Origin of the sequence: Methanosarcina sp. UBA289, assembly GCA_002496565.1 — an archaeon.
In the GTDB taxonomy this organism is placed as follows: Archaea; Halobacteriota; Methanosarcinia; order Methanosarcinales; family Methanosarcinaceae; genus Methanosarcina.
On the sequence record DAKJ01000016.1, the window covers coordinates 117,697 to 143,965 of the forward strand.

General features: G+C 39.4%; 25 protein-coding genes. 17 read left to right on the top strand and 8 right to left on the bottom strand.

What is annotated here, in order from left to right; genetic code table 11:
• Positions 1-152: 152 nt before the first annotated feature.
• Positions 153-2,132, bottom strand: a complete 1,980-nt coding sequence (locus tag BP549_RS06060; RefSeq protein WP_292379124.1) for a hydantoinase/oxoprolinase family protein — start codon at positions 2,130-2,132, stop codon at positions 153-155.
• 384 nt (positions 2,133-2,516) lie between these two features.
• Positions 2,517-4,439 carry a hydantoinase/oxoprolinase family protein gene (locus BP549_RS06065; RefSeq protein ID WP_292379042.1) on the bottom strand — a complete coding sequence of 641 codons (1,923 nt, stop codon included), beginning with the start codon at positions 4,437-4,439 and terminating at the stop codon, positions 2,517-2,519.
• Between the two features lie 406 nt (positions 4,440-4,845).
• On the opposite strand from BP549_RS06065, the gene BP549_RS06070 reads away from it, so the two are divergent.
• The 7 genes from BP549_RS06070 (at position 4,846) to BP549_RS06100 (ending at position 9,294) form a co-directional block, all read left to right on the top strand.
• A complete protein-coding gene (locus BP549_RS06070; RefSeq protein WP_292379045.1) occupies positions 4,846-5,034 on the top strand; it encodes a hypothetical protein in 189 nt (62 codons plus the stop codon).
• Positions 5,031-5,312, top strand: coding sequence for a type II toxin-antitoxin system RelE family toxin (locus BP549_RS06075; RefSeq protein WP_292372648.1), 282 nt, complete (start codon positions 5,031-5,033; stop codon positions 5,310-5,312). The genes BP549_RS06070 and BP549_RS06075 overlap by 4 nt, the downstream gene beginning before the upstream one ends.
• A gap of 99 nt (positions 5,313-5,411) precedes the next feature.
• Positions 5,412-6,368 (top strand): ATP-binding cassette domain-containing protein, encoded by a 957-nt coding sequence (locus BP549_RS06080; RefSeq protein ID WP_292372647.1) that lies wholly within the window; start codon positions 5,412-5,414, stop codon positions 6,366-6,368.
• A gap of 67 nt (positions 6,369-6,435) precedes the next feature.
• The gene (locus BP549_RS06085) at positions 6,436-7,122 is read left to right on the top strand and encodes an ABC transporter permease (protein ID WP_292379047.1); all 687 of its coding nucleotides are present in this window, start codon (positions 6,436-6,438) and stop codon (positions 7,120-7,122) included.
• 90 nt (positions 7,123-7,212) lie between these two features.
• Positions 7,213-7,950 (top strand): M48 family metallopeptidase, encoded by a 738-nt coding sequence (locus BP549_RS06090; RefSeq protein WP_292379049.1) that lies wholly within the window; start codon positions 7,213-7,215, stop codon positions 7,948-7,950.
• A gap of 400 nt (positions 7,951-8,350) precedes the next feature.
• Positions 8,351-8,644 (top strand): hypothetical protein, encoded by a 294-nt coding sequence (locus tag BP549_RS06095; protein ID WP_292379052.1) that lies wholly within the window; start codon positions 8,351-8,353, stop codon positions 8,642-8,644.
• Between the two features lie 308 nt (positions 8,645-8,952).
• Positions 8,953-9,294, top strand: a complete 342-nt coding sequence (locus BP549_RS06100; protein ID WP_292379055.1) for a DUF86 domain-containing protein — start codon at positions 8,953-8,955, stop codon at positions 9,292-9,294.
• A 1,532-nt stretch (positions 9,295-10,826) separates the two neighbouring features.
• Here BP549_RS06100 and BP549_RS06105 read toward each other — a convergent pair.
• On the bottom strand, positions 10,827-11,195 hold the full coding sequence (locus BP549_RS06105; protein ID WP_292379057.1) for a hypothetical protein: 369 nt from the start codon (positions 11,193-11,195) through the stop codon (positions 10,827-10,829).
• A gap of 77 nt (positions 11,196-11,272) precedes the next feature.
• On the opposite strand from BP549_RS06105, the gene BP549_RS06110 reads away from it, so the two are divergent.
• Positions 11,273-11,650, top strand: coding sequence for a hypothetical protein (locus BP549_RS06110; RefSeq protein ID WP_292379059.1), 378 nt, complete (start codon positions 11,273-11,275; stop codon positions 11,648-11,650).
• Positions 11,651-11,897: 247 nt separating this feature from the next.
• On the opposite strand, the gene BP549_RS06115 is transcribed toward BP549_RS06110, so the two are convergent.
• The 4 genes from BP549_RS06115 to BP549_RS06130 all read right to left on the bottom strand — a co-directional run bounded on the left by BP549_RS06115 (position 11,898) and on the right by BP549_RS06130 (position 15,892).
• Positions 11,898-12,869, bottom strand: a complete 972-nt coding sequence (locus BP549_RS06115; protein WP_292372633.1) for a helix-turn-helix transcriptional regulator — start codon at positions 12,867-12,869, stop codon at positions 11,898-11,900.
• 679 nt (positions 12,870-13,548) lie between these two features.
• Positions 13,549-13,884 carry a hypothetical protein gene (locus BP549_RS06120; RefSeq protein WP_292372631.1) on the bottom strand — a complete coding sequence of 112 codons (336 nt, stop codon included), beginning with the start codon at positions 13,882-13,884 and terminating at the stop codon, positions 13,549-13,551.
• A gap of 562 nt (positions 13,885-14,446) precedes the next feature.
• Positions 14,447-15,463: a DUF5996 family protein gene (locus tag BP549_RS06125; protein ID WP_292372629.1), complete on the bottom strand. Its 1,017-nt coding sequence runs from the start codon at positions 15,461-15,463 to the stop codon at positions 14,447-14,449.
• Between the two features lie 213 nt (positions 15,464-15,676).
• Positions 15,677-15,892 carry a hypothetical protein gene (locus tag BP549_RS06130; RefSeq protein WP_292379060.1) on the bottom strand — a complete coding sequence of 72 codons (216 nt, stop codon included), beginning with the start codon at positions 15,890-15,892 and terminating at the stop codon, positions 15,677-15,679.
• Positions 15,893-16,012: 120 nt separating this feature from the next.
• On the opposite strand from BP549_RS06130, the gene BP549_RS06135 reads away from it, so the two are divergent.
• Positions 16,013-17,611, top strand: a complete 1,599-nt coding sequence (locus BP549_RS06135; protein WP_292379063.1) for a tetratricopeptide repeat protein — start codon at positions 16,013-16,015, stop codon at positions 17,609-17,611.
• A 74-nt stretch (positions 17,612-17,685) separates the two neighbouring features.
• Positions 17,686-17,823: a hypothetical protein gene (locus tag BP549_RS06140; RefSeq protein WP_292379065.1), complete on the top strand. Its 138-nt coding sequence runs from the start codon at positions 17,686-17,688 to the stop codon at positions 17,821-17,823.
• A gap of 108 nt (positions 17,824-17,931) precedes the next feature.
• On the opposite strand, the gene BP549_RS06145 is transcribed toward BP549_RS06140, so the two are convergent.
• Entirely contained in the window at positions 17,932-19,167 is a 1,236-nt protein-coding gene (locus tag BP549_RS06145) for a DUF4062 domain-containing protein (protein ID WP_292379067.1), read from the bottom strand.
• Between the two features lie 296 nt (positions 19,168-19,463).
• Here BP549_RS06145 and BP549_RS06150 point away from each other — a divergent pair, with 296 nt between their 5' ends.
• From BP549_RS06150 to BP549_RS06180, 7 genes are all read left to right on the top strand, one after another.
• Entirely contained in the window at positions 19,464-20,684 is a 1,221-nt protein-coding gene (locus BP549_RS06150; RefSeq protein WP_292379070.1) for an ATP-grasp domain-containing protein, read from the top strand.
• 201 nt (positions 20,685-20,885) lie between these two features.
• Positions 20,886-21,815: an ATP-binding cassette domain-containing protein gene (locus BP549_RS06155; RefSeq protein ID WP_394339067.1), complete on the top strand. Its 930-nt coding sequence runs from the start codon at positions 20,886-20,888 to the stop codon at positions 21,813-21,815.
• Between the two features lie 3 nt (positions 21,816-21,818).
• Positions 21,819-22,655, top strand: a complete 837-nt coding sequence (locus BP549_RS06160) for an ABC transporter permease (RefSeq protein ID WP_292379072.1) — start codon at positions 21,819-21,821, stop codon at positions 22,653-22,655.
• Positions 22,656-22,713: 58 nt separating this feature from the next.
• The gene (locus tag BP549_RS06165) at positions 22,714-22,974 is read left to right on the top strand and encodes a UBP-type zinc finger domain-containing protein (RefSeq protein ID WP_292376286.1); all 261 of its coding nucleotides are present in this window, start codon (positions 22,714-22,716) and stop codon (positions 22,972-22,974) included.
• Positions 22,975-23,248: 274 nt separating this feature from the next.
• Positions 23,249-23,959 carry an SDR family NAD(P)-dependent oxidoreductase gene (locus BP549_RS06170; RefSeq protein ID WP_292379075.1) on the top strand — a complete coding sequence of 237 codons (711 nt, stop codon included), beginning with the start codon at positions 23,249-23,251 and terminating at the stop codon, positions 23,957-23,959.
• 210 nt (positions 23,960-24,169) lie between these two features.
• A complete protein-coding gene (locus BP549_RS06175; RefSeq protein WP_292379077.1) occupies positions 24,170-24,880 on the top strand; it encodes an SDR family NAD(P)-dependent oxidoreductase in 711 nt (236 codons plus the stop codon).
• Between the two features lie 48 nt (positions 24,881-24,928).
• Positions 24,929-25,597, top strand: coding sequence for a phosphoribosyltransferase (locus BP549_RS06180; protein WP_292379078.1), 669 nt, complete (start codon positions 24,929-24,931; stop codon positions 25,595-25,597).
• Positions 25,598-26,269 lie beyond the last annotated feature (672 nt).

Below are 26,269 nucleotides of genomic sequence, written 5' to 3' on the forward strand. Positions count from 1 at the left end.
AGTAGTAAGCTGAACTATTGGGCTGATAGTCCTATCTTTCATCTCTGAAACGTACACCAGAGTTATGAACTTTATCCTTTTCATTCCCAATTTTCAGAGACAGAGGTTTCTCTGTAAGAATTACGATCAAGGGAATGAACCTGCTCGGATAGTTAGGAAAAGCCTTCAGCTTTTTTGCTCTGCCCAGAAAGAGCTTTTTCATACACATCGGAATTTGCAATCCCCTCAAAGAGAAATCTGGTTTCTATAGGAATTTCACCTGCATGGACTTTTAGATCCTTTTTTTGTACACTAACTGTCACCTGGTCAGGGAGAAGCCCTGATTCGGCCATGTAATCAAGAATCAGCTTTCTCCCGAAAGCTTCAGCATATTCCAGGGCTTCGCTTCGGATTACAAAGTGCCTCCTTCCTACAGGGGTGTATACAAAAATACCCTTTGTCTTAAGGTCATACTTGGACTCGCTGTAAAGTGTGCGCACCGTAATCTCAATGCGTTTTGTCCCTTTTCCTGCAAGAGCTCCAACGGCATTCCCAACATCTGAATATTCCGGAGCAAGAATATCTGCATCTATCAGCTTCTTCAGTTCATCCACATACGCCCGTACAGGACCTCCAAGCAGGATAACAGGGATATCCACTTTAAATCGAGCGAAGAAATTGCCATCAAGCATTTTTGTAATTTCGGTTCTATCTACTCCTTCCATCAGAAAAGCAATGAGGTCTCTTGCCATGTTCTTGGCAAAGAGCCGCTTCACATTTAAACAGAACTCATGCCTGTCGATTCCTATGAAGTTTGCAAGAAGAGTTGCTCCGATTTCCGAGGCTTCGGCATTCCACTCAGTATATTCACCAAGCACATGCAGGGCATCCGTTGGAGTAAAACCGATTACCTGGACAAGCCGCTTCTGGATTAGAGAATCCATTACTCTTTTTGAAGGGAGAATATTTTTGTCCCAGTAAACGTCTTTGAGAGAGCGCGGTTCATCTCGTATAAGGGCAAGGAGCTCTTTTTCTTCCCGGCTCAAATTAACAGGTTTCTGCTCTGTCCGGATAAAGAATTTTGTTGCCTGGATATGTTCGTCCAGTTTGAGCCGGTCTGGAATCCAGCGTTTTTTCAGAGTGCTCATGAAATCAGGATACAGGACTGCTGCCCTGCAGAGCGGAATAACCCTTCTGGGGCCTATGTTTATATTTCCACTCTGGACCCAGACATGGCTGTCTCCCCCCATAGCCGAAGTCTCCATACGTAGCGCCCTGACTTTTGTTTGCCAGCCGCCCACAACTGCTCCTGTCTCGCTGAGGTGAGGAAGCCCTTTGTGGATTAGAGAAACATCCGTGCTTGTCCCTCCAACGTCAATTACTGCGCAGGTCTCATGCCTGGATAGGTAAGAAGCTCCAAGAAGACTTGCTGCTGGACCTGAAAAGACTGATTCTATGGGTTTTTTCATGGCTTCATGCATGTTTACTACTGATCCGTCGCAACGGAGCATGGCAATCTTAGGGTTGAGACCTCTGCTTTCAATCTCGCTTACTACCGTCTTTAAGAAGCCCTCTGCTACAGGTAGGAGTTGGGCATTGAGGTAGGCGGTAACTCCCCTTTCATAGGCTCCTAGAGACTGGGCCAGTTCGTGCCCGCAGACAACAGGCAACCCTGCAAGCTCCTGAATCAGGGTTTTTACGCGCAGTTCATGTTCAGGATTTCGCACACTGAAATAAGAAGAAACTGCGAAAGCCGAGACCCTGTCTTTTATTTCAAGTACGAATTTTTCTACGGCTAAGAGGTCAAGGGCTGCGGCTTCCTCGCCATTACTGTCGTGCCCTCCCTGTACCATTATCCAGTTTTTAATTTCCGAATCGTCAGGGATATCATAATTTCCGATAAGGATCAGCCCAACAGGATATCCTGTGTTTTCAAGGATAGTATTGGTGGCAAGAGTAGTAGAAACTGAAACAACCGATACGAGTTTTAGCTTTTCCGGATCAAGTCCGTCAATTGATTTCTTTATTCCCCCAAGAGGATCAGGATAGGTTGTAAGGGCCTTGTTTGAGCATATAACTTTTCCATCTGATTTCCGAATTAAAACCGAATCAGTATAAGTTCCACCTGCATCAACGCCCAGATCATATGCCATTTTTGAATTACAGTCCATTTTTAGATCTCCACTTTTATTTTTTCCAATGTTTTTTGCATTACCCTTTCTTGCCATTTGTAATGCTGCCACTTTTATGCAATTTTAATTACGTGCTGATGTTCTAACCAAAGAATCTGGATAATAAATTATATTCAGGTTGGGTAGTTCGATTCAGCTTGATCAGTTCAATTCAGTCTGGTAAGTCTCGTTCAGCTCATCTGGAATCCTTTTTTCAGAATCAGAAGTTTATTTCAGATATTATTCTGGAAACAAACAGCTGTTTGGGAATAGGTAAGAGATTCAAGAACAAATGTTGAATTCAGCAATGAAATTATTTGCACTATTGAGGATAAATATATAAATATTCTGGGGGCTCTCCGGTACTCAGATTTTTGGCATCCCGACTCCAACAAAAACAAGCTTTGTCTCCACGGGAATTGCTCCTGCTTCACTCAGAGATACATCTTTTTTACTTACCTCGATTTGAACCTGTCCCTTATCAAGGCCGGCTTCGGTCATGTATTCCATGACGAGTTTTCTTCCCAGGGTTTCTGCATGTTCGAAAGCTTCAGGATAGCTTCCAAAGGTTTCCCTGCCCTGAGGCGAAAATAAAAGAACAAGCCTTTTCTTATCTTTTGAGTAGGTACTTTTGATCAGGATTTCAATCCTTTTTATGCCCTTGCCCACAACAGCTCCGACGGCATTTCCTACCTCGGCGTACTCTGGAATTCTGATGTCGGCGTCGAGAATTTGCTTCAACTCTCTGGCATATGCGACTACAGGGCCTCCTATCAGCACTACAGGGATTTTCATCCTGAACTGCGTAAACCTGTCGGACAGGAGGATTTTTTCGATCTCCGAAGAAAGCACATCTTTCTGGATGAAAGATACCAGATTTAAGGCCATATTCCTTGCAACATCCTGTTTTATTTGTTTGCAGAGCTCGATATGGTCGGTCTGAGTATATCGCTCAAGAAGTTTTGCTCCCACAATTGAAGCTTCCCCATCCCAGGCTGTATATTCCCCGAGCACGTGAAGCGCATCGGTTGGAGTAAAACCGATTGCCTGGATCAGGCGTTTTCTGATAAGCGAATCAAGCAAGCCCGGAGAAAGCGTTTTCTTGGTCTCCCAGAAGATATCGTTAAGAGAGGCAGGAAAATTTCCGATTTTCTCAAAGAGTTCCGTTTCAAACTTTCCTAGGTCTGAGGGTTCAACACCCGTCTTTACAAAAAACTTGGTAGGCTGCACATTTTCGTCAAGACGCATAGCTCCGGGAATTCTCCCTTTTCTCAGGACTTCGAGGAAACCCGGATATTTGACCGCTGCAACGCAGAGTGGGATAACCCGCCTTGGGCCGATATTTATTTTCATGTTCCTGACCCAGACATGGCTGTCTCCTCCCATTGCCGAGGTTTCCATGCGGATAGCCTTTACCTTTGTCTGCCAGCCTCCGACTACAGCCCCGTCGGCACAGAGTTCTGGAAGCCCGTTTTCGAGCATGGAAACGTCCGTACTTGTCCCGCCTACATCAATAACTGCACAGGTCTCAAGCCCTGAAAGGTGAGATGCTCCTACAAGGCTTGCTGCTGGGCCCGAAAAAATAGATTCAATCGGTTTTTCCAAGGCTTCGTTAATGCCCACGACCGAACCGTCGCATTTGAGCATCAACAGCCTTGAATTCATTCCCCGCCTTGAGATTTCCTCCTGGATTGAGCGGATGAACTGGCTTGCAATAGGAATTAGCTGGGCATTTAAATAGGCTGTAGTCCCTCGTTCGTAGGCTCCAAGGTCAAGGGATAGTTCGTGCCCGCAAACCACAGGCATTCCAGTAAGCTCTTGGATACGAGTTTTGACCGCCAGTTCATGAGCAGGGTTTCGGATACTGAAATAAGAAGAGACTGCAAAAGCCGAAACCCTATCCTTAACCTTACTGACAAAAGCTTCCACAGCTTCCATATCAAGGGAAACAAGTTCGGCTCCGTGGTGGTCATGCCCTCCTTTGACGACGGTATGGAACTCAACATGCATTTTTTCAGGAATTTCATAGTCTCCTACAAGAATCAAACCTACAGGATAGCCATTTTTTTCAAGGATTGTGTTTGTGGCAAGCGTTGTTGAGACTGAAACCATTTTTATGTCTTTTAAATATTTTTGATTTAGACCGTTTATTGAATTCCTTATTCCTTCAAGCAAGTCGGGATAAGTAGTAAGTGCTTTGTTCGAATCCATCACTTTGCCATCGGAGTCACGAATGATAATCGAATCTGTATAGGTGCCTCCGGCATCAATGCCCATGCTGTACTGCATCTAAATGTCTCCTGTTCATTTTTGAAATAGGGGTTCATGAAATTAGCTTATGAGACTTAAATTGCCAGAAATATATTCTATTTAAAAATATATAACAGTTGGTGAGTGATTGGTGTACTGTCAAAGAAAAGAGAAAAAATGTCAGAATGGAAAAAGATAGTTGAGTTTCTGTCCGAAAAACGAGGTCCAGAATGGCTTCCGAATCTTTCATTCCTGATTTTTGAATTTTAACTCTTTATTAATGCCCGAAATTTATATAAGCAATTAAATAAAATTCCCTTTAAATACGAATTTCAAAGTACCATATTAAATTCTGGCATTTAAGACAGCTTGGCATTTAAAACTTGAGATGAGCCTTTTAAATTTGAAATCAGCAGGTTGATTTGTAAATTGAGTGAGTTGGTGTATGACATTTACAGAAATATTCAACCAGCTAAGAGAGCTTGAGAAAAAGTTTAATGAGATTAAGTATCCGCCTGAAGCGACCTTTCAGTCGTCCTTCGCTTCTAAAATCCGGAAAGCGGAACAGGATAGTTTAGTCCACTGCCTGCCTGCGTTTGAGATTGATGAACTCTTCGAGAAGGTAGAGGGATGACATATAAAGTAGCCCTTCACCCCTCAATCCGCAAAAACCTTCAAAATTTATATCGGCTTGACAGGCCAGGTTACGATTACTTGAAACATCGTCTCCGCCTTCTGGCTTACAGGCCGGAAATTGGCGTTCCCCTTGAAGCCGAGTTTGAAGATAAATGGAGAATTCATATCGGGCCTTTTGTGCTGGTCTATACTTTTGACCGTGACTCAAATATCCTTACCCTGCTAGTTTTTGAACACTACACGCGGGCATATGATATGAATACGGCTTATGTGTGAATTCATGTATATGCCAGTTATATTGTTTTTTTGGTCAAGCTTTTTTTTCGAAAAAAAGGTTGTGAGAATGATTTAAGGATTAATGTAGTATCAGAATATATGCAAGCAATTGAGGTATCTCATCTAATCAAGAAATTTGGTTCTCTTACTGCACTAAATGATATTAGTTTCTCAGTTAGCGAGGGAGAAACATTTGGTTTTTTGGGTCCCAATGGGGCTGGCAAGACCACTACTATTCGTATTTTGACAGGCGTTTCGAGACCTACATCTGGAACGGCAAGCATTTTTGGCCATGATATTGAGCACGACACTATTGCCGCACGGCAGTCAATGGGCATTGTGTCCGAGAATTCCAATGTTTATGACGACCTAACTGCATGGCAGAATATGATGTTTTCCGCCGAACTCTACCATGTGGGACGAAAAGAAAGAGAAAAAAAGGCAAACGAACTGCTCAAGAAGTTTGAATTATACGAACGGCGCAATGATAAAGCGCATGATTTTTCAAAAGGGATGAAGCGGCGTCTAACGCTCGCAATGGGACTTGTCAATAGCCCACGTTTGCTGTTTCTTGACGAACCAACCTCGGGGCTCGATGTGCAAAGCAATCTCATAATTAGGGAAGTAGTTTCCGATCTTGTCCTAGAGGGTGTCACGGTTTTTTTAACGACACATAATATTGAGGAGGCAAATATCATGTGTGACAGGGTAGCGATTATCAATAAAGGGCGTATCGTTGCAATTGATGCACCCGAATCCTTGAAAAAAACTATTCAGAGCGTGCAGTCGATAGAAGTCTCTTTTGATCATAATTCGGCAGATCAGCTTGACAAACTCAGCCGTTTATCCATGGTAAATGAGGCACAAAAAGCAGGTGATAAGTTTAAGCTCTATACTGAAGATCCCTCTGAAGTTATCAATGCAGTAATGGGCTATGCCCACACGCATAACCTTAAAGTTGTCAGTATCACGACTCTTGGTCCAAGTCTTGAGGATGTGTTCATACGGTTGACAGGTCTGCAGCGGACAGGTGAAAAAATCCATGCCATCGACTGAAAATAGAGGATTAGCAGAGCGCCTTTCCTGTGAACTCTCAGCAGCATGGGCGATTGCCAAAAAGGACATGCGGATTTACTACTTCAAGCCCAATATCATAGTTTCCGGCTTATTCTTCCCAGTTTTCATGTTCCTTGCCTTTGCCATTGGAAAAAACACCCAGCCTGGCACGCTCATTCCCGGGCTGATTTCAATTACTCTCCTATTTTCGGCTTCATCAATAGAACCGGTCTCAATACCTATCGAAAGAAGAGTAAAAACCTTTGAACGTCTTCTTTCGGCACCGATGTCCTTATACTCACTGGTAACTGGCGAGAGCCTGAGCGGTTTTTTGTATAGTCTCGGCATTGCATGTTTACCGCTTGCTATTGGTGTTATTGTATTCGGTACGCCTATCCTGAACATACCAATCCTTATTACTTCCATGGCACTTACAGCGTTCTGTTTTGCGACCCTCGGGACATTATTTGCCGCATATCCCACCGAGAATGTGGGAGAGGTTATGTCGATACTCAACACGGTAAGACTACCGCTTATTTTCATTTCCGGAGTTTTTATTCCTATATCGACTATGCCCAGAATCGGCCAGCAGATCGCACTGGTGTCCCCCCTTACTTACGGAAATGATATGATTGAGTATGCATATACCGGTAAATCGTTATTTCCACCGCTTCTGGATATTCTGGCGCTGATAGTATTCATCCTGGTATTTCAGGTAACGGCAAACTACCTTTACAAGAAGTTCAATGAATGAGAAAGATAAACAAAGTCTAGATTAAAGAAAGTAAAAAAGAGCAATAAAAACGATTAAATTAGAAACTCGTTAGAAACTGAGGAAACCAGGATGCGGAAAAACGACAGGATCATTGCTTGTGGCAGGACTATAAATTACGAGATCGTATATAGTAAAAAGAGAAAGAGAGCGGCTATCTTAGTCCGTCCTGATATGCGAGTTGAGTTTCGGGCGCCTCAGGGACTGAGCAATGATACCATTCGGGAAATGGTTAAAGGAAAAGCTCTGTGGATGTTTAAAAAGCTTGAATGGTTCGAGACTAACAGGCTGCCGGATCAAAAAAAGCAGTATTGTGAAGGGGAAGTTTATCTTTATCTGGGCAGAGAATATCCTCTGAGAATCACATTCATAGACAGCGTTAAAAAACCCCTGGCTTTTTTCAAGGATTCCAAACTCACAGTTGAGGTTCCTGAGAATACTTCTGAAGATCAGATTCCTTTTCTGGTGAAAGAAGCTGTCTGGAACTTTTATAGCGAACGTGCCGAGGAGGAAGTTGAGAAAATTCTAGAAAATTATTCTAAAAAATTTGGGGCAGCTCCTCCGGTTTTTAAGGTAAAGCACCAGAAAAGGCGCTGGGGAAGCTGCTCTGAGGAAAATGTCCTGAGGATAAATTTCCAGCTTATAATGGCTCCGCCAAGACAGCTTGAGTATGTGGTGGTGCACGAACTCTGCCACGTAAAAGAGAAAAATCATTCTGCACGGTTCTGGAAGCTGGTCCGAGAACTCATGCCTGATTATGAAGGGCACAGGAGTAGCCTGAAAAAAGACGGCTGGAAATATGTGCTTTAAAGCCAGTAAAAAAATACATTTGCCTATGAATTCTATTCGTTCTCTAACCCTTTTTATTTCTAATCTTTTCATTCTCTATAAGAATTATAACATAAGAATTATAACATAAGAATTATAACATCCAGTTTCGAAAAAAATAAATACTGTTACATTTATCATGTATTAGGAATTTATGAAGAATCAGAGCAAGGACACAAAAAAGTATGCAATGTTCTTTTTTATTGGGATTTTTACTTTTTACTTGAGTGGATATATACTCAGAGGAATACATCCCCCTCGATCAATTTATCTGATGCTTTTGATTTATTTGACCCTTTTTGCGACCGAAATACTAGTTTTAAGGAATTATTCTCCAGCTTTTGTTCTTAAGGGGTTTGCTATATCTTTTGGAGCTCTATTTTTGATCTCTGCGGGCTTTTTTGTTCTTGGGGCCTATAACCATATAAACTCAGCTGAGTACTGGATCGAAGCCGAAAGACTGGAAACAGTACCCGAGAAATATGCTGTTGTTACTGAAAGTGAAATCGGAGAGTATCCGGCTTTAAGGAGAGCACTCAAGACTGCAGGAGAGGGATTTACAGTTGATTCTGCTGAATGGAAACAGGTAGAAGATTTTCTTCTTTTAAAAGGATCGAACGTAATTAAAGTGGGTAACGATTACTATCAGGTACACATATCGATGTCTGTTGCTTGAGTAACTGAATTGCATTCCCGGCTTTGTTGACTTTTTAGGCTACTGCTTTTCTTTAGAGTCAGCTAACATATATCAAATCTTAAAAGAGTTCATTCTCCAGCTCCTTCTATGAGACGATATTAATCCGAATAAAGTATCGTCGAGAACTTTTTCTCTCAAGACTTTTTGAAAAGGCTTGTGAAAAATCAATCATAAGAATAGTTTTGTCGTACTCTGGTTTTCTCATAAAGATCGATATCAGAAAATAACAAATAGATAAGAAACATATTCCGTAATTGAGATACGATTTCTTAAAGAGGTATGGCTTTATGCAAGCCGAAGAAAGAGAACCAGAGGATTTCTTGATTGATATTCTTGATTCAGTCGAGAAAATAGAGAGTTTTATTGAAGGATTTGAATTTGAGGACTTTTCCACAGACGATAAAACCATATATGCTGTAATCCTGGCTCTTGAGATTATTGGGGAAGCCACAAAAAATTTACCGGATTCTTTAAAAATGAAGCATCCAGAGATTCCATGGAGAGAAATGTCTGGATTGCGCGACAAAATGGTTCATGGCGAGTTAGGTCTTGATCTTGAAGCCATCTGGAATATAGCAGTAGAGGATGTTTCATCCTTAAAACCATTGATTGTTAAAATTTTAAGCTAAAAACGATATATTTCTGGCTTTTAAATTCATATTTATATCAACTTCTGGAAATAATAGTTTCTGGAAGTACCAATTTATTTTTTACATAGTTTGACTATGCTTAGCCAATGTAAGATTAAATCTTTAAGTTTATATATAATGAAGTAATGTAGGATATTGGGCATCTGGGAAGGTCAAAAGAGACCTTTTAACTCTTTTTAATAACCCCCCATACCCCCCAACTCCCCAATATCCGGATGCCCAATCCCCATTAATGCTAGCTGATAGTACTATTTTCAGTATCTTTTCTTCTAACAGTACACTATTAGTACACTATTTTCAGTATCTTTTTTGTCCAGCATTTAATTTGCTTTTAATGGATGAGAATTTCTTCGTTTTCTTTGTCTATGATTCCACATAGATATTGGGACTTACTTTGAACGGCCTGTACAGGAACATTGAGATATTGGCCTTGAGTCACCGGGGTCAGGAGAATTTATAGCTGGAGCAGAGAAAAGGCACTGCAATGAATACAGCAACCTTGTTCCTAAGGAGCTGAAGAACAAAAGCGCTGGCCATATTAAGAAGTTTAACCTAGCTGAGGTTTTGGAGCCCTGCCGCCCCCAGCGAATCACCAGAGATGAAAGAGAGTTCTAACCCTCATTCTACTGCTTTATCAGTTAAGCTTCATACTGGGTAAGTCCTGTGCCTTCAATAATCTTAAGGTAATTTTATCCTTATTTTTGAGAAACCTAAAAACAAGCAAATATATCACTTTTTACTAAAAAATATTATTTTTGAAAGGTTATCATGATGTTTAAAGCTATATTTCTAACTATAAACTAAATTTAAAGTTTAGAAATACTTATTTTCTGTAATTATACTACTTAAACTCTGTTTGACCAATAAAGATCATATTTCAGGTAAGAAAATTCCTTACCTAATGGCCAGTAGAGATACTTAAATGATACAATCATTATGGCAAATTATCGATTAATTTGGGAAATAAACACAGCTCTATGTTTCAGGAAATGTAAATAGATTTATACACCTGAGACTCGAGTGACTTGCCTTGAAAGCCCGAAGTTTAAGATGGTTTATAAGTAATAAATAAGGCTATATATAAATAAAAATAACTTTAAAATTTTAAAAACCCTTATTTTACTAGATAAACCATTTAAAATGATTTTTTCTTTAATTAAACCTTTTTAATCTCTTATTTATCACAAGTATATTTATATTTAATCTAGCGAATTTTAGAATTGTCAAGCCGCAGATAGTCGGCAAGACAACAAGAATAGTTAAGTGGCTTTTAAGTAGCCGGCAGATAAGTGGAAAAACACTCAAAATTGACAATGTAAAGAACAAAACCGATGGTTTTCAAAAACAAATCTGGAGATTTATCGGCGTTATTATAGTGTCAAATCGTATTGAATAGTAAAAAGATGGTAAGATGGTTTGAATAAATATTTGGAGTGGATGGTATGTTGAAAATGAAAAAGATACTGGGAATTTTCCTGGCAGTCTGTTTTGTGCTGTCACTGACAGTTGCATCAGTAAGTGCAGCACCTTGGGACAATGACAGGCACAAATGGGATGACAACAGGAACAAATTTGATGACCACGACCGGATTAAGTGGGACAAAGACCGGATTAAGTGGGATAACGACAAGAGAAAGTGGGATAACGACAAGAGAAAATGGGACAACGACAGGAGAAAGTGGGACAATAAGAAACATGGCAAAGAGTACACCAAATGGTATAGAATGTATATAATTTGGTTTGTCAGCTATGAAAAGTTCTGCGGTTATTACAGCAAATTCTACAGCTACTACTACGAGTACTACGAATCCTACAGCCACTATGGAAGCAGATGGTAAGAACTGGCTGTAAAATGAGACTACAATTATTTCGTCATACACCCCTTGGATTAAACAAGCAGCAATCTTAATTAAAAGAATAATTTCGATTAAACTTGGGAGTGGGTTATGTGTTGAAAATGAGAAAGATATTGGGAATTTTCCTGGCAGTCTGTTTTGTACTGTCAGTGACAGTTGCATCAGTAAGTGCAGCACCCTGGGACAACGATAGGAACAAACGGGATGACAATAGGAACAAATTTGATAACCACGACAGGAATAAGTGGGACAACGACAAGAAAAAGTGGGATAATGATAAGAGAAAGTGGGACAACGACAAGAAAAAGTGGGATAATGATAAGAGAAAGTGGGACAACGACAGGAAAAAGTGGAACAATAAGAGACATGGGAACGACTACAATAGATGGCACACATCTTATATGAACTGGTACAAAATGTATATGAAATGGTTAATGAGTTATAACAAATTTTACGGCAATTATCACAGATACTACTGAAACAGTTCGTGATAACTGGCGAAAAACAAGCCTGTAGTTCTATAGTACACCCCTTGGACAAAATAAATTTAGAGCAGTAAGGTTCTTACTACTCCGAAAATGAGGAGGATCACGAATATCCAAAGCCCATGAGGAGATTAAGTGACCCTTCTCCAGATTCTCTTTTACTATTCCATTATTGTTAAGTCATGTTAATTTTAACGTTTCTCGTATGCGTTCTTCGTCATTATATCCGTTCTTCATTATATTACATCCGTTCTTCGTCTATTAAAATTACGATATTCTCACGCCCATGCTTGAACTTCTTAATCAGTCCTCTCTTTTCCAGTTCTGAAAGCAGAAGGCTGACTTTTACTTCTGAATAATCCAGCCTGCTACGCAGCTCTTTTTGCGTGATCCTGCCCCTGTGGCCCCGAATTACGTCCAGGATTTCGCGCAGCTCAGTAGAAAGGGGAGACTTTTTAAGATCAGCAGACTCAATTTTGGAATTATCTGTAGTTTCTATTATTGGGTCTATTACCGGCTCTGTTATGGAAACTGTCTCCCCTAAATTTCCTGACCCCGGCCTCACTCCAGAACCACTGCTTTTACTGAGGACTTTTGCCAGTAATCCAGATGTACCGAACTTCCCTTCCTGACGCATATTCATTTTCATTTTTTTGTGCCTTCTGGAAAGTTTATAACCTCCACCGAGCAGAAGAAGAAACATAAGGATTACTGATACGTAACTGTAACTTATAGTAGAAGAATTAGTCTTAGTCGAAAAGTCGGTCTCAGTAAAAGAGTCAGTCCTGGTTTTTTCGGCTGGGCTGACATTATTGACATTACTTGTTTTATCCTCGATTGTTTCCGTTACTGGATTTACAGAAGCTGGGTAAAGCAGGAGATCGAAGACATAGTTTCCTTCAGTTTCAATCCTCAAAGTTGTTTGTTTTGAATAAATTATGGTGTTGTTCAGGTAATAATTGGCTGTAATAACATAGTCTCCAGGTCCAAGTTCAAAAGAATAGGTGCCATTTTTTGCTACTATTGATTGAGAAGGATTGGAATTGATATTAATCACAGTATCGTTGAGGGGTTCAAGGGTATCCCATGCATATGTTGCCCCATGGATTGTTGCAGTGATCTTGCTGTCTGCTATGAAAGGTAGCCCTGAAGTGAGAGATACCCCTAAAGTGAGTAAAGCAGTAATGAGCAGGACGTAGAACCTCAAATTCATCTCTACCAGTAAATCCAGTATTGTAAGTTGAGGCTATGGGGTCAGTTACTAAAATTTGTAAACATAAATCTTATCAAAATTTTTCCAAACGTAGAATGTACATTTATTTTTCCGGATTTTTCCAATGAATCGCCCCCATGACCCATCATCGACTTTGCCATAATGAGCATGTTTCAAGATTATTCTGATAAGATCAAATATATAATTTTGAAGCAGGCCCATTGAGAACTTTCTTTATCCTTATAGACTTTTATAGTTACGAACTACAATTAGGTAAGTATAAATTATAAATAAATATATCGTTTATTATTTAATTCTATCGATATAAAATGACAACAATATGTGCAAAATTACATAAGAACAGTTTACAATTCGAATAATTCAAATAATACCATATTCCTGCTATGCGAAACCTCTCAATTTTATTAAAGTTAATAGCTACTAAAGCTAATAGACAAATGTCAAAATTTGTGACTTAGACTATGTTTTTTCTGAATATCAAACTAAAAAGTAAGTAAGATGATTAGACATGGTGAGTAAACGGGATCACTAAAAAGATCACTAAAGCGAGAACTTTTACATAAGATCCTCTCCTCTGATTTTGGTGTCTATTAGGGATTAAAAAATGTAACTTTAGAGATTAAAGGCATGTCATTTTTATTATTAATATACTTTGTTTTTATTTTAAGCATGTGTATCTGTTTCCATTGTAGCCATCGATATATCCTTTTTCGTAGCCTTTGTTGTAACTAGCTTTGTAGTACTTGGTCCACCTGTAATCATTGTAAGGAGAAGGAATTTTGGAAAGCGTATCCTTGCTTCCATATTGATTGCAATCTTTTTGGCCTTGTTTTCTGCCGTCTTTGTAGCCTTTTCCGTAGCCATCGCTGTAGCCATCTTTGTTCTTGCTATTACTAGCCGCGCTTGCTGAGGCAGCTGTTACTGACAGCACAAAACAAAGTACCAGCAAAACAGCAAAAGTCTTTTTAATTCTATCAAATTTTTTAGATGCCATAAATTAACTCCTAACTTATTTAATTGAATGAAAAATGATTTAACGCGTGTGAAAAGGTTCTTTTCCAAAATCCGTGGTCTTTAGATCTTTTGCCTTAAAACCTGTTATGGCTTTAAAGCCTGTGAGGTTTGGATTTATAGTAAGGAATTCAACCTTGACCTTACGAACCTGAATCCAACTTTTGAACTCACGAATTTGAATTCAGCCCCCTAAACTCGCTAATCTGAACTCAACCCTTAAGTTAATTAACTTGAATTCGACCCCTGAACTAAATAACTTGAGATCTTCATTTTCCTGTAAATTTCTACTTGCCCCTTTGACTATAAATATAATTAATTAGATTGTTTTGCCATTAAGTTTTTTATTTGCTACCCATGAGTTATACATAAATATTGACTGGATTAAATATAAATATACTTATAAGAAAAATTGATTAAAAATAGCTGAATTAGCAAAATAACAAATTATAAAACTTTATTTGGAAATTAAACTGTAAATAACAGGTTTAGTATATAAAGCTCTTAAAAAAGCTCATATGCTTAATATTTACAACAATATCAATTTATTCAGAGTCAGGCCTCTCCAGCTTTTCCAGTATATCCGCCTGCTCTTTATGCTGCTTTTGAGATTGCCCCTTAACTTTCTTTTCGGATGATGTAAGCCTGAAAGCCTCAATATCCCAGTTTGCCCTTTTTGCTCCTGCCTGATACACGCTCTCAAGAAAATCCAGGATCGCTTTTTCCGGTGAATCTGCTGAATTTCGGACATCTTCATACATTAAAAGCGCAAGCCCTGCCTGATGGCTCCAGAAAGCTTCTTTTGGGTTAAGTGGCTCATTCATGAAACCTGCAGGCTGCGGGTACATGTACGCATAAAAAGCAGGTTCCTTTATGTTCTGATCTCCTGCCCAGAACCCGAAACTGATTATTTCATGCGAGGAAGCTTCAAGTTCTACAGGGTTTGCTCCTTCCTTTACAGGTGCAGGCCTTCCTGAAAACAGAGTCAGGGCCAGGTCAGCGCGGTGCCAGAAGAAATGGACAGGAGAACTTTTCCCTATAAACCAGCCCCTGAAAACCTGAAAGGCGGAAGAGACTTGCACAAGGATTCTCCAGAACCGATTCACATATCCTTCGTCATAGGTCGCGTGCTGATAATCGGATGGGAAAGGCTCGGTACTTACTCCAGATATATCATACGGCACTGGCCTGATACCCACCGTAATCCCGAGCTCACCAAGACTCGAAAACACCCTGTCATGAAAAACAGCAACCGAAAACCCTTTTAAAGGCACGAATTTCAAGTCTCCTTCACTCGTCTCGATTCTTAAAACATGTTCCTTGTCCCGGAAATTGAACTCCATTTCGAAAGTCATGTCCTCGTAAGGAATAGGCCCAGTAGTAAGCCCGCGCACTGAAACGTAAAACGGTACATGCCACCAATGGTTCATTTTCGGAAAAAGCGCAAGCTTGACCTTTCCCACGATTTGCAGAAACAGGTGCAGCGTATTTTTCGTATCTTCCCATTCTTCAAGCGGCAAAGGCGGAAATTGAACATCCCGCGTAAAGCTAGTACTTACCATAATTACCCCCTCTGGAAAACCCCTAGATTACTAAATCAATGACAGTATCAACGATAGTAAAGTTTAGTGACAATTCTGTTAAATTTATAAAAGTATGATTATAAGTTGTAGATTCCGTTAATTTATAAGTTTAAAACCTTTCCTGCCCGAGTGAAAAAATTAAAATATTGGCTCTGGAACCGGACTTTTGAATTAATAACTTATTTTTATTTTTCAGGACTGGTTTGAATGTTCCACATATTCTATTACCGAGCCGTTGGAATGCTTTACTGTCATATTCCTGCCGGTTGGGACCTTATCCAGGACCCGGAGAATTTTTGCGTCTTTTTCTTCCAGATAAGCCTTGAATTCACAGAGAGAATCTACAAGAAAAGTAGTCTGCGTGCTTCCGAAAGGTTTTAAGGCTTCATCTGAGCCGGCTATTAGCAAAAATCTCCTATCTTAGCCAATTCTAGGTCGATTGTACAATGTAAAAAATTATTTATATGTTTCAAAACAATGATTTAAAAATTATTTTCCGGGTTGAAGCTCCATTGAGGTAGCCAATAAATGGATAACGATGTGGTAGAAGAACTGCTGAAAATTGTAGTTGAGTCTCTACAATCTGAAGAAGGAAATTTAAACAAAGCAGTTGACCTTGCAATAAATTTTTCAACAAAATATTCAATCTCTTCCGACCAGTTATTAGTTTTAAGCACTTTTTGTGGGTCTGAAGGGTCCTATGAATTAGTATATATATTTGCAAAGACCGCTGCAAGCTTATCAACAGGACATGCAAAAGTAGCTGCTCATTATAATGCAGGAACTGCTTCTTACTTTTTGAACCTACCTATGGAAGCAGAGGAGCAGTATAAACTTGCTCTGGAATCAGACCCCAAACATGTAAATACACACTATAATTACGGAATTCTCCTTTCTGATATGGGGCGCCTCGATGAGGCAGAGGAGCAGTATAAACTTGCTCTGGAATCAGACCCCAATGATGCGAGCACACACTCAAATTACGGAATTCTCCTCCAAAAAATAGGGCGTCTTGAACAAGCAGAGGAACAGTACAGAATCGCAATAAATTTAGACCCCAAAATGCCAAATAGCCACGGTGCTTATAGTTTACTTCTATTTTCCCAGAATTTAGAAGAGGAAGCTATTAAGGAAACAGGAATAGCATCTCGCTTGTTCAGAGAAAATGGAGATGCCGTTAAGGAACATCTTTCTTTCGCTTGGCTTTATGAAAAATTTACAAATAAATATTATAATTTAAAAGATTATAATAAGAGTGGAGAATATGCTGAAATCTCGGGGGATGAATACATTGAAGCAGGCAAACAGGCAGGAGAGAGCTTCAAGAACACTTCTTTAACTAAAGGCTATACGCTTAAAGGAAGAGCTAAAATTCGGAAGCTTGAACTTCAGCCACCATATGAAATTGAAAAGTTTAAGGAAATTATGAGTGGCATATACGAAGCATCTAAATTTTATAAAAATGCAGCTGAAATATCTCCAAAAGATAATCAAACCTGTAATGCTTGTTCAATCTCGATGTTGTGTCTTTCTGAAATGCTTGACTACATGCTTGCGGTAATGAAGCAGAAAAATGTTCCAAGGCTGGAAGATGAAATTGAAAAATGGAAAAAACAGCTGGCCGTTTCCGAGCAAATATATAAAGGAAGTATAAAAGGGGAAGCCTTCGTACAGTCTCTTTATAAGTTAATGGCCTGTATAGAGAACCTTGATAAGTACAAAAAATTCGCCATGTGGAAAGAAGAAAAGGCTTTTGAAGAATGTGTTGAAGAATTAAAGGAAATTGCCGGAAATATAGAAGGTCCGCTCCAGAAAATTATTGAAGATTCAGCTGCACAGATGGATGTTTGTCGGCGCAGCATAATGCCCTATGCAGGTACTGAAACTGGACAATTTGAACTAGAGACACCTAAAATAAATAATATTGATATGCCAGTTGACTCTAAACAAGAAGACTTAAAGAAATCCAAGGAACGCAAAAAGGGAAATAAAATTGTAAAGTGGGTTATGAGTCATCCAATCAAATCTGCTGGAAGTGTTATTTTTGCAGTTATTTTGAACCATTATAGTGAAGCCCTCTTTTCCCTTATCCAAAAATTTGTAGTCACACTTCTCAGTTATGTTTGATCACAATTTCCTGAATTCCACAACAAATATTACTAACCTCTTATCATCTGACTTCAGGTTTCAAACTGAAATACATGAGAAAGGTTAAAGAAATGTTAATCCTCGACCACCCCTACATATCTGAATTTTTAAAAAGTACTGCTGCGGAATTACAGATTCCTGTTTTGAAAAATGAAATGGCAGCTGGATTGAAAACAGATAAAACAGAATAGAAACCTAGGTTTCGGAAAAATATAAATAAATTGTGATAGTTGGACAGTTTTTAGATTAATAAATGAAGGATTTCATTCCCGCAGCTTGCTGCGGGTATTTAATTGACCTCAATTAAAATAGAAGGGATGTTTGGGAATTTTTTCTCCGACACATACTATGTCATAAAAATCATCCTCTTCGATATTGAGTCCCTTTCCAACTTCATTTCTGTAGTTGAATGGCAAGAAATCGCGGAGGACCTTTCTATTTTTTTTGTCCAGAATTGTTTCATTGTCATCGATATTTTCTTTACTTATACAGAATAAAGGGCACAACACAATATCAGTATGTGACCCAAGTTCGCCAGTTACGAATTTAATTGCCTGACTCGCCGTTCTTCCAGTTTCAATTTTGTAGTCAATTAAAAGTAACGTAATTTTTTTTCTTCCGGCTTCAGATTTTAATGCCTGCAGCATTTGTCTGTTAACATCATTATTAAACATGTTTTCTTGACCGTCCCTGACTCCCCACAAAGACAGTACTTTAGTTCTAGGAAAAAGCCCATGGGCCACGAGAGAGCCTGTAAAAAGCCCATTCAGGCTTCCATGTGAGATGCACAGGACTGCATTCGGGTTGAAATGCAGGTCAGTAACAGGACCCTTTAAAACATTTCTTATTTTTATTGCATTTTCCTGCCAGGTTCTCCAGACACCATATGAATTACTGTCATTACAATCATTTAGTTCCATGCAGGGCGGTTTGTTCAAATGGGGTCTATAAGCCATCATTTTTTGTTCATGCTGCTCTTGAAGATGTTCCGCAAATAAGCCTGCCCATTGCTCTTTTAGCCATTTAGAGATATCTTCAAACTTATTGAATTCCTTTATTGGATTATTTCGTGTTTGAGAATTAATTTCATCAAGCAATTTAAAAACATTTATACTATCAACATATACATAATTAATTTTTGCCGGGTTATCCAGGTTCTTCTTGTAATAAGTCCTGTATTCGGAATATACATTTTTCTCAACGAAAATAAAGATAGGAATGTCTTTGTCCCTGGCTGTTTGATATTCCTTCATCGTAACTGACTTATACATCTGGCAAATTTCGTCAGTATTTTCCTTTCGAGATTCAGAAGACGGACTTCCATAACGCCCACCTATTATTAAAATAAGCATATGACAGCTGGTAATTTCTGAATAACAGGATTCGTCAAGTGGTCTATTATGGTTGTAAGGAATCTTCCCTTTATCAGAAAGAACTGCTTCATACCCTATATTTTCAATAAAACTTTCAAGGTTATCCCTGATCTGTTTTAAATCGTAATAGGTGGAACTTACAAAAATCCTTGGTTTTACCATTTATATCCCTTTCGATATTTTGATGGGAGTTTATATTTTTTGAAGGAGAGCACATGCTATAAATATATACTTTCCTAAAAATATACGATTTTTAAAAATAATTGAACAATAAGGTGCAAAGTTTTTATTATATACATAAAAAGCTGACAATCGATAGGAAATGCATATTGGCTTATGATACTAGAAACGCTTTGAGACTACATGATGATTTTTTAAAATTCCATAAAAATTATTACTAACCTATTTTATTATCTGGCTTCAGGTTCCAAGTTGAAAGAATAAGAAAGGTTAGAAAAATGATGATCCTTGACCATCCCTACGTCTCCGAATTTTTAAAAAACACTGCTGCGGAATTGCAGATTCCTGTTTTAAAAAACGAAATAGCAGCCGGACTGAAGACTGAAAAAAGGCTAAACCTTCTTGAAGAAGCTGAATTTATCGAATTCATAAAAGAAAAGGGCGAATGTACTCTTTATTTAAACTCCGAGAATTCTATTGGCTGGATTTCTGAAAATCTCAGCTTTACAGAGCTACCTGAGAAAATCGAGCTTTTCAAGAACAAAGTGAAGTTTAGGGAGCTACTGGAAAGGCTTTATCCGGAATTATATTTCAAAGGTGTTGAATTTGAAAAACTGGATGAAATCCGGGTTGAGGAAATCGAAAAACCGTTTATCATAAAGCCTGCCGTGGGATTTTTCAGTCTAGGGGTGCATAAAGTTTCCACTGGCGCGGAATGGGATTCAGCTCTGAAGTCCATAAAGGCTGAGGTTAAGGAGATCCGGGAGCTTTATCCGGCGCAGGTTCTGGATGTGGAGAATTTCATTATCGAAGGAAATATTGAAGGGAATGAGTTTGCGGTTGATGCTTATTTCAATCGCGAAGGAAAACCGGTAGTCCTCAATATCTTCAAACATATCTTTTCCTCGGAAAACGATGTCAGTGACAGAGTATATTTTACTTCAAAAACTGTTATAGAAACCTACAGGGAAGCCGTTGAGGACCTTTTAAAGGAGATTGGAAAACTTGCCGAACTCAGGAATTTTCCCCTTCATCTGGAACTGAGGATAGGAGAGGACAGGCGAATCCAGCCGATCGAACTGAACCCCATGCGGTTTGCTGGTTGGTGCACGACCGATATTGCTTATTTTGCATATGGGATTAACACTTACAAGTATTTTCTCGAACAACTTGAGCCGGATTGGGATAAAATTCTTGCAGGCAAAGAGGGAAAGAGCTTCTGTCTTGTTATGCTTAACAAACCCGCAGATCTCGATTTGAAGGAAGTAAAGGCTTTTAATTATGAGAAACTGCTTTCAGACTTCGAAAAGCCTTTGGAACTCAGGAAAGTCAATCATGAAAAATACGGCTTTTTCGGGTACATGTTTACCGAAACTACAGAGAGCAACTGGCAAGAAATTGAACGAATTCTAAAATCGGACTTGAAAGAATATATCACTTTCAAAGAAATAGTTTCTATATCCGATAATCAAAGGCTCTGTCCCGGCACTCAAAAATAATCCACATTGGTTCATAAGGATTGAAATTTCAAATTGACTTTACTTTTTAAATTTATTTTTTGAGGAATATGAAATTGCCATCAGCAAAAAATCTATTTATGACTGAAGGTTCAATCTTCCCTATGGGAAAAGTCAAATGGGGTACTGGCTCTGGAAGACAATATCATAGAGGTAAATGGCCTTGAATATTTTTTCGGTGAGATAAAAGCAGTTGATAACATCAGTTTTACGGTAAGAAGAGGGGAGATCTTCTCTTTTTTGGGACCGAACGGAGCTGGGAAGAGTACTGTAATTAATATTCTTACTACCCTCCTGCCTATGCAGAAGGGAAGAGTAATTATTGCAGGTCATGATTTAAGAACAGAACCTGAAAAAGTGAGGGAATCGATAGGGATTGTTTTTCAGGAATTGACTCTTGATAGAGACATGACTGTAAGGGAAATTCTGGAATACCACGGAAGACTCTATTCAATGCCAAAAGCTCAAAGACAGGCGCGTATTGATGAATTACTCAACCTGGTCGAGCTTGAAGCAAAAAGGGATGTCCTGACAAGATATCTGAGCGGCGGAATGAAGCGCAGGCTTGAGATTGCAAGAGGACTTATGACCCGCCCTAAAGTACTTTTCATGGACGAGCCTACAATCGGACTTGATCCGCAAACAAGAATAAGAATCTGGGATTACTTGCGGGACATCAACCGGCAAGGAACAACCATTTTCCTGACAACCCATTATATGGATGAAGCCGACCAGCTAAGCGACTATATAAGTATTGTAGATCACGGACAGATAATTGCCACAGGCAAGCCCTGGGAGCTAAAAAATGCGCTTGGCCAGGACCTTATATATCTGGAAACAAGCGATAATCAGGGAGCTTCCAATTTGTTAACTAAATTGGATACTGTAAAAGGAGTTCGGGAAAAACCAAAAGGAATAGTTGTCATGGTCAATGTAGACGGTACCTACCTGCTGCCTGAGATAATGGAGAAACTTCGGAACGGAGGAATTAAGATCAGGGCCGTAAACCTCAAAAAACCATCAATGGATGACGTTTTTGTCCACTATACAGGAAGAGAGCTCAGGGATACAGGAACCGAAAAAACTGTAGTGGTGAAACCAGGAGGGCGTTAAGAGATGCATAAAGGCTTTCTTACTATATACTGGCGAGATATGTTGAGGTTCTTACGGTTCCGAACTCTCCTGTTTACCTCCCTTGTCCAACCTGCACTCTGGCTGGCTTTCTTTGGAGTAGCAATGTCAAATAATTTTGATAGGCTGACTGCAACAATGCCGACTATTCCCGGGGTAAGAGCTGTGGGCTACTTGACTTTTATAGGTGCAGGAGTTATTGCCATGACCACGCTTTTCACAAGTCTCTTTGGAGGTACAGTACTGCTCTTTGATAAAAACTGGGGACTTATGCGGGAGACCCTTTCAAGCCCTCTGCCAAGAATTCATATAATTGTAGGAATAGGGCTTTCAGCTATGACAAAGTCCTTTATCCAGGCCACTGTTATAATGGTTTTTGGGCTTTTACTGGGAGTCCAGTTCTTTGAAGGCTACACAGCTACACAGGTTCTGGTCTCACTCTTTTGTATCATGCTTTTTATAGGAGCATTTTCTCTAGGTTTTCTTTTTCTTTCAGCTGCAATAGCAATAACAATGGAAAGCCCGGAAGGAATGCAAGCCGTAATAACCCTGCTTACCATGCCTTTCTTTTTCACAAGCAATGCACTTTATCCTGCGAACTCTTTTCCCCCTGTGCTTCGGGCTCTGTCCACAGTCAATCCGCTAACGCATCTTGTCAGCGGAATCAGGTACTTTGCAATAGGGAGCGATTTTTCGTCAATCGGGCTTCGTTATACTTACACGCAGGGAGAGGTTATTGTTTCCTTTCTGGCTCTTCTAGCTTTTGCGACAATAATGTTTCTTATTGCAAGGTGGAGGTTTACCAAGGTTACAGTCACATGATTTCAATCGGGCTCACGTTTAAGGGGTATAAAGAATAAGGTAGAAATGGGGAAATATTATGGTCTGTACACACAAGGATATGATAAAAGTAAAAGACGTGGAGCCGGGTTCAAAAGGATGCGAGGAATGCCTGAAAAGCGGAGACAGATGGGTACACCTGAGAATCTGTCTAACCTGTGGGCATGTAGGCTGCTGCGATCAGTCAAAAAACAGGCACGCAACAAAGCACTATGGAGAGACCGGACACCCGATAATTCAATCTTTCCAGCCAGGGGAAGACTGGAAATACTGTTATATTGACCGTCAGTATCTTGAATAAACGGTTGGCAGCCAGCAGCGTTGAGAACGCTAAAGGCTCGCCTCATTTAAAGAACCTCTTTTCAGAAACTTAATTTCAAAAAATATATCCCTTTTTTTATCCTTTTATTTTTGATTAAATAAAAGTCCTTAAATAAAAATAGACCAATAAAAAGAACGAAGCAAATAAATGAAAGATAAATCAGTCAAAGGGAAAACACAAAATAAAGGGAAAAATAGGCGGATAAAAGAAAACTAAATGAGAATACGGAAATAAGAAGATAAAAGGGGTGGCAATGAGTTTAGCAGGTCAAACAGCTCTTGTAACTGGGGGGAGCAAAGGAATAGGAAGAGCTATCTGTCTTTCTCTGGCAAAAGAGGGAGCAAACGTCGTCGTTGCAGCAAGGAATGATAGTGAAATCAAAGATACAATAGATAAATTAAAAGCAATGGGGAGTAAAGCCCTAGCTATCAAGACTGACGTGCGGAGTGAAGAGGACGTCAGACGCCTGATCTCAACTATAATTGATAAATGCGGCAAGCTTGATATTCTTATCAACAATGCGGGGGTTGCCTACAAAAAGAAGCTGGAAGAGACCACCCTTGAAGAATACGATAAAATCATGGATACCAACTTAAGAGGAGTCTTTCTCTGTATGAAGTATGCAATTCCATACCTCAGAGAAAGTAAAAATGGAAAAATAATCAACATATCCTCAGTAGGAGGATTACACGGGCTTTCGGATATTTCCGTCTACTGCGCCTCAAAGTTCGGGGTAAACGGCATAACGGAATCCGTTGCTGCCGAGCTAGAAGGAGAAATAAAAGTCTACGCAGTCTGTCCGGGAGCTGTGGATACAGATATGTACAGGTCGATCTATTCAAGCAGACCACCACTCAAACCCGAGCATATCGCGGAAAAGGTTCTGGAACTTGCCTCACCGGATTCAAGAGTTACATCTGGTAAGATAATCGAGATACAGGCTCCTCCAATACCTCAGCTTTAATGGTTGAAAACAAAGGGCAGAAATCCGGTAATTCTGATAGACTCAAGTATTTTATATATTTTGCAAGATTTTATTAGCATCTTTTTGTCGGAATTGCCCTCTTCCTTTTTAAGAGAAAAACTGCTCCTGATCGCAGTTAAGAACTATTGCTTCCAAAGATATATTCTTGTCTTGCCCGATAATTAATAAATTGACTGTAAAGTGACAGCTATGAAACTGAAGGGTCAGACAGCCATTGTAACCGGCGGGGGAAGAGGAATTGGCAGGGCTATCTGCCTGTCACTGGCAGAAGAGGGAGCCAATGTTGTAATTGTCGCAAGGACCGAAAGGGAAATGCGAGAAACTGCCAGACTAGTAGAAAAGCAAGGTGGAAGGGCTCTTGCAGTAAAGACTGACATCAGAAAAGAAGAGGAGGTCATTGATATGGTTTCAAAGACAATGAACGCCTTTGGAAGAATTGACATCCTTGTAAATAATGCAGGAGCAGCATACAGAAAATATCTTGTGGAAACTTCAACCAAAGAATATAACGAAATTATGGACACAAACGTAAAAGGAATGTTCTTCTGCACAAAGTATGCCCTTCCCCATTTACTTAAAAGGGGGGAAGGCAGGATAGTGAATATATCCTCGGGAGCAGGAAAGCACGGGATACCAAAATTATCAATATACTGCGCCTCAAAATTTGCGGTAATCGGTTTTACAGAGTCTCTTGCTTACGAAGTAGGAGGTGGGATTCAGGTTTATGCAGTCTGCCCTGCAGGCGTGGATACCGGTATGTACCACTCGCTTTTTTCAGATGAGCCTGTTCTCAAGCCCGAAGACGTTGCAAGAAAAGTTTTGGAGCTTTGTCTGCCTGAAACGTCTCTTCCTTCAGGCTCTTCAGTTGAGATTTACAGGCGGCCTATGAGGATAGTTTGACTTTGACACTTGTACAGAAAGGAGTATACTTAAGTTGAAGGTGAATCTATGTTCAGAAACCGTAAAGATGCAGGGGAAAAACTTGCAAAAGCTCTTGAGAAATACAGAGCAGAAAATCCTGTTATTCTTGCAATTCCACGCGGTGGAGTGGAAGTTGGCCTACAGGTTGCAGGGAAACTTAATACTGATTTTTCTCTTATTATCGCAAGGAAGTTGCCTTTCCCTAACAACCCAGAGGCCGGATTTGGAGCAATAGCCGAGGACGGGAGCGCGTTTATTTTAGAAAATGCACATTACTGGCTTCCAGAGGAAACCATTGAGAGGATCAAACAACAGCAGATCGCCGAAATAGAAAGACGCATAAAAGCTCTAAGAGGAGGAAATCCCCTTCCAGAGCTTGCAGGAAGAACCGTAATTCTTATCGATGACGGCATTGCGATGGGCTCTACAATTCGGGCAGCCATTGAGCTTTGCAAAAACAGGAAAGCCGGAAAAATTGTGGTTGCAGTGCCTGTAGCAGGAAGAGAGGTTGCAGAAGAGCTTCAGAAAAAGGTAGATGAGCTCGTGGTGCTTGAGACTCCTGCCTATTTCAGGGCTGTCGCTCAGGCTTACGAAAGATGGTACGATGTTTCGGATGAAGAAGTGCTCGACCTGCTCAAAGAGAATATAAGAAATAAAGAACCTAAAGATCATGAATTTCATGAGCTCGGAGTCTGAAAAAATTCTCTGTTATTCCTATTAAATACCTTTTAATAATTATTAAATAACCAGCTAAATAAACCGAAAACCAAATGAAGAGAACTAATCCTAAAACTGAACCCTTCGGCAGTTAGCATTTTTTAGAATATCTTGCCACTTTCCCAAAAAGAAAATCTACAGTAGATTTTAAACCCTTTGTTAAAATATATTTGAAAGATCTATTTTTAAATTTTTTTCCAAAAATTCCATTTTCGGAATTTCTATTAAAGGACTTCCTTGAAAGGCCTCTTTATGAAAACCAGATCGCAGGAATAAACCTAGAAGAGTAAAAACAGATGATAGAGAAGTTTTTCAAAGATGTTCTCCAGGTTTCACATCCTTCTTGCCTTTAAAACTCCCTTTTAAAATTTAAATAGATTTTCGAAAAGGCATATCTGAATAAAAACTTTACGTTATTTAGAATAAGGGAAAAGCTTTGTTCTCTTAGAATTTGTCTTTTTTGTCTTCATATTGAAGATTTGAATTCCTAACCTTGAAGTAAAGAACACAAATATACTAAAAATAGACGTATATAGATCTATAGATTATATAGAGCGCTCTAAAATATATGGAAAATATAAAATATAATGAAATGGTCTGAAATACCATACAGGCTCGAGATTCTGAAAAATATTCAGTAACTGCATAAAG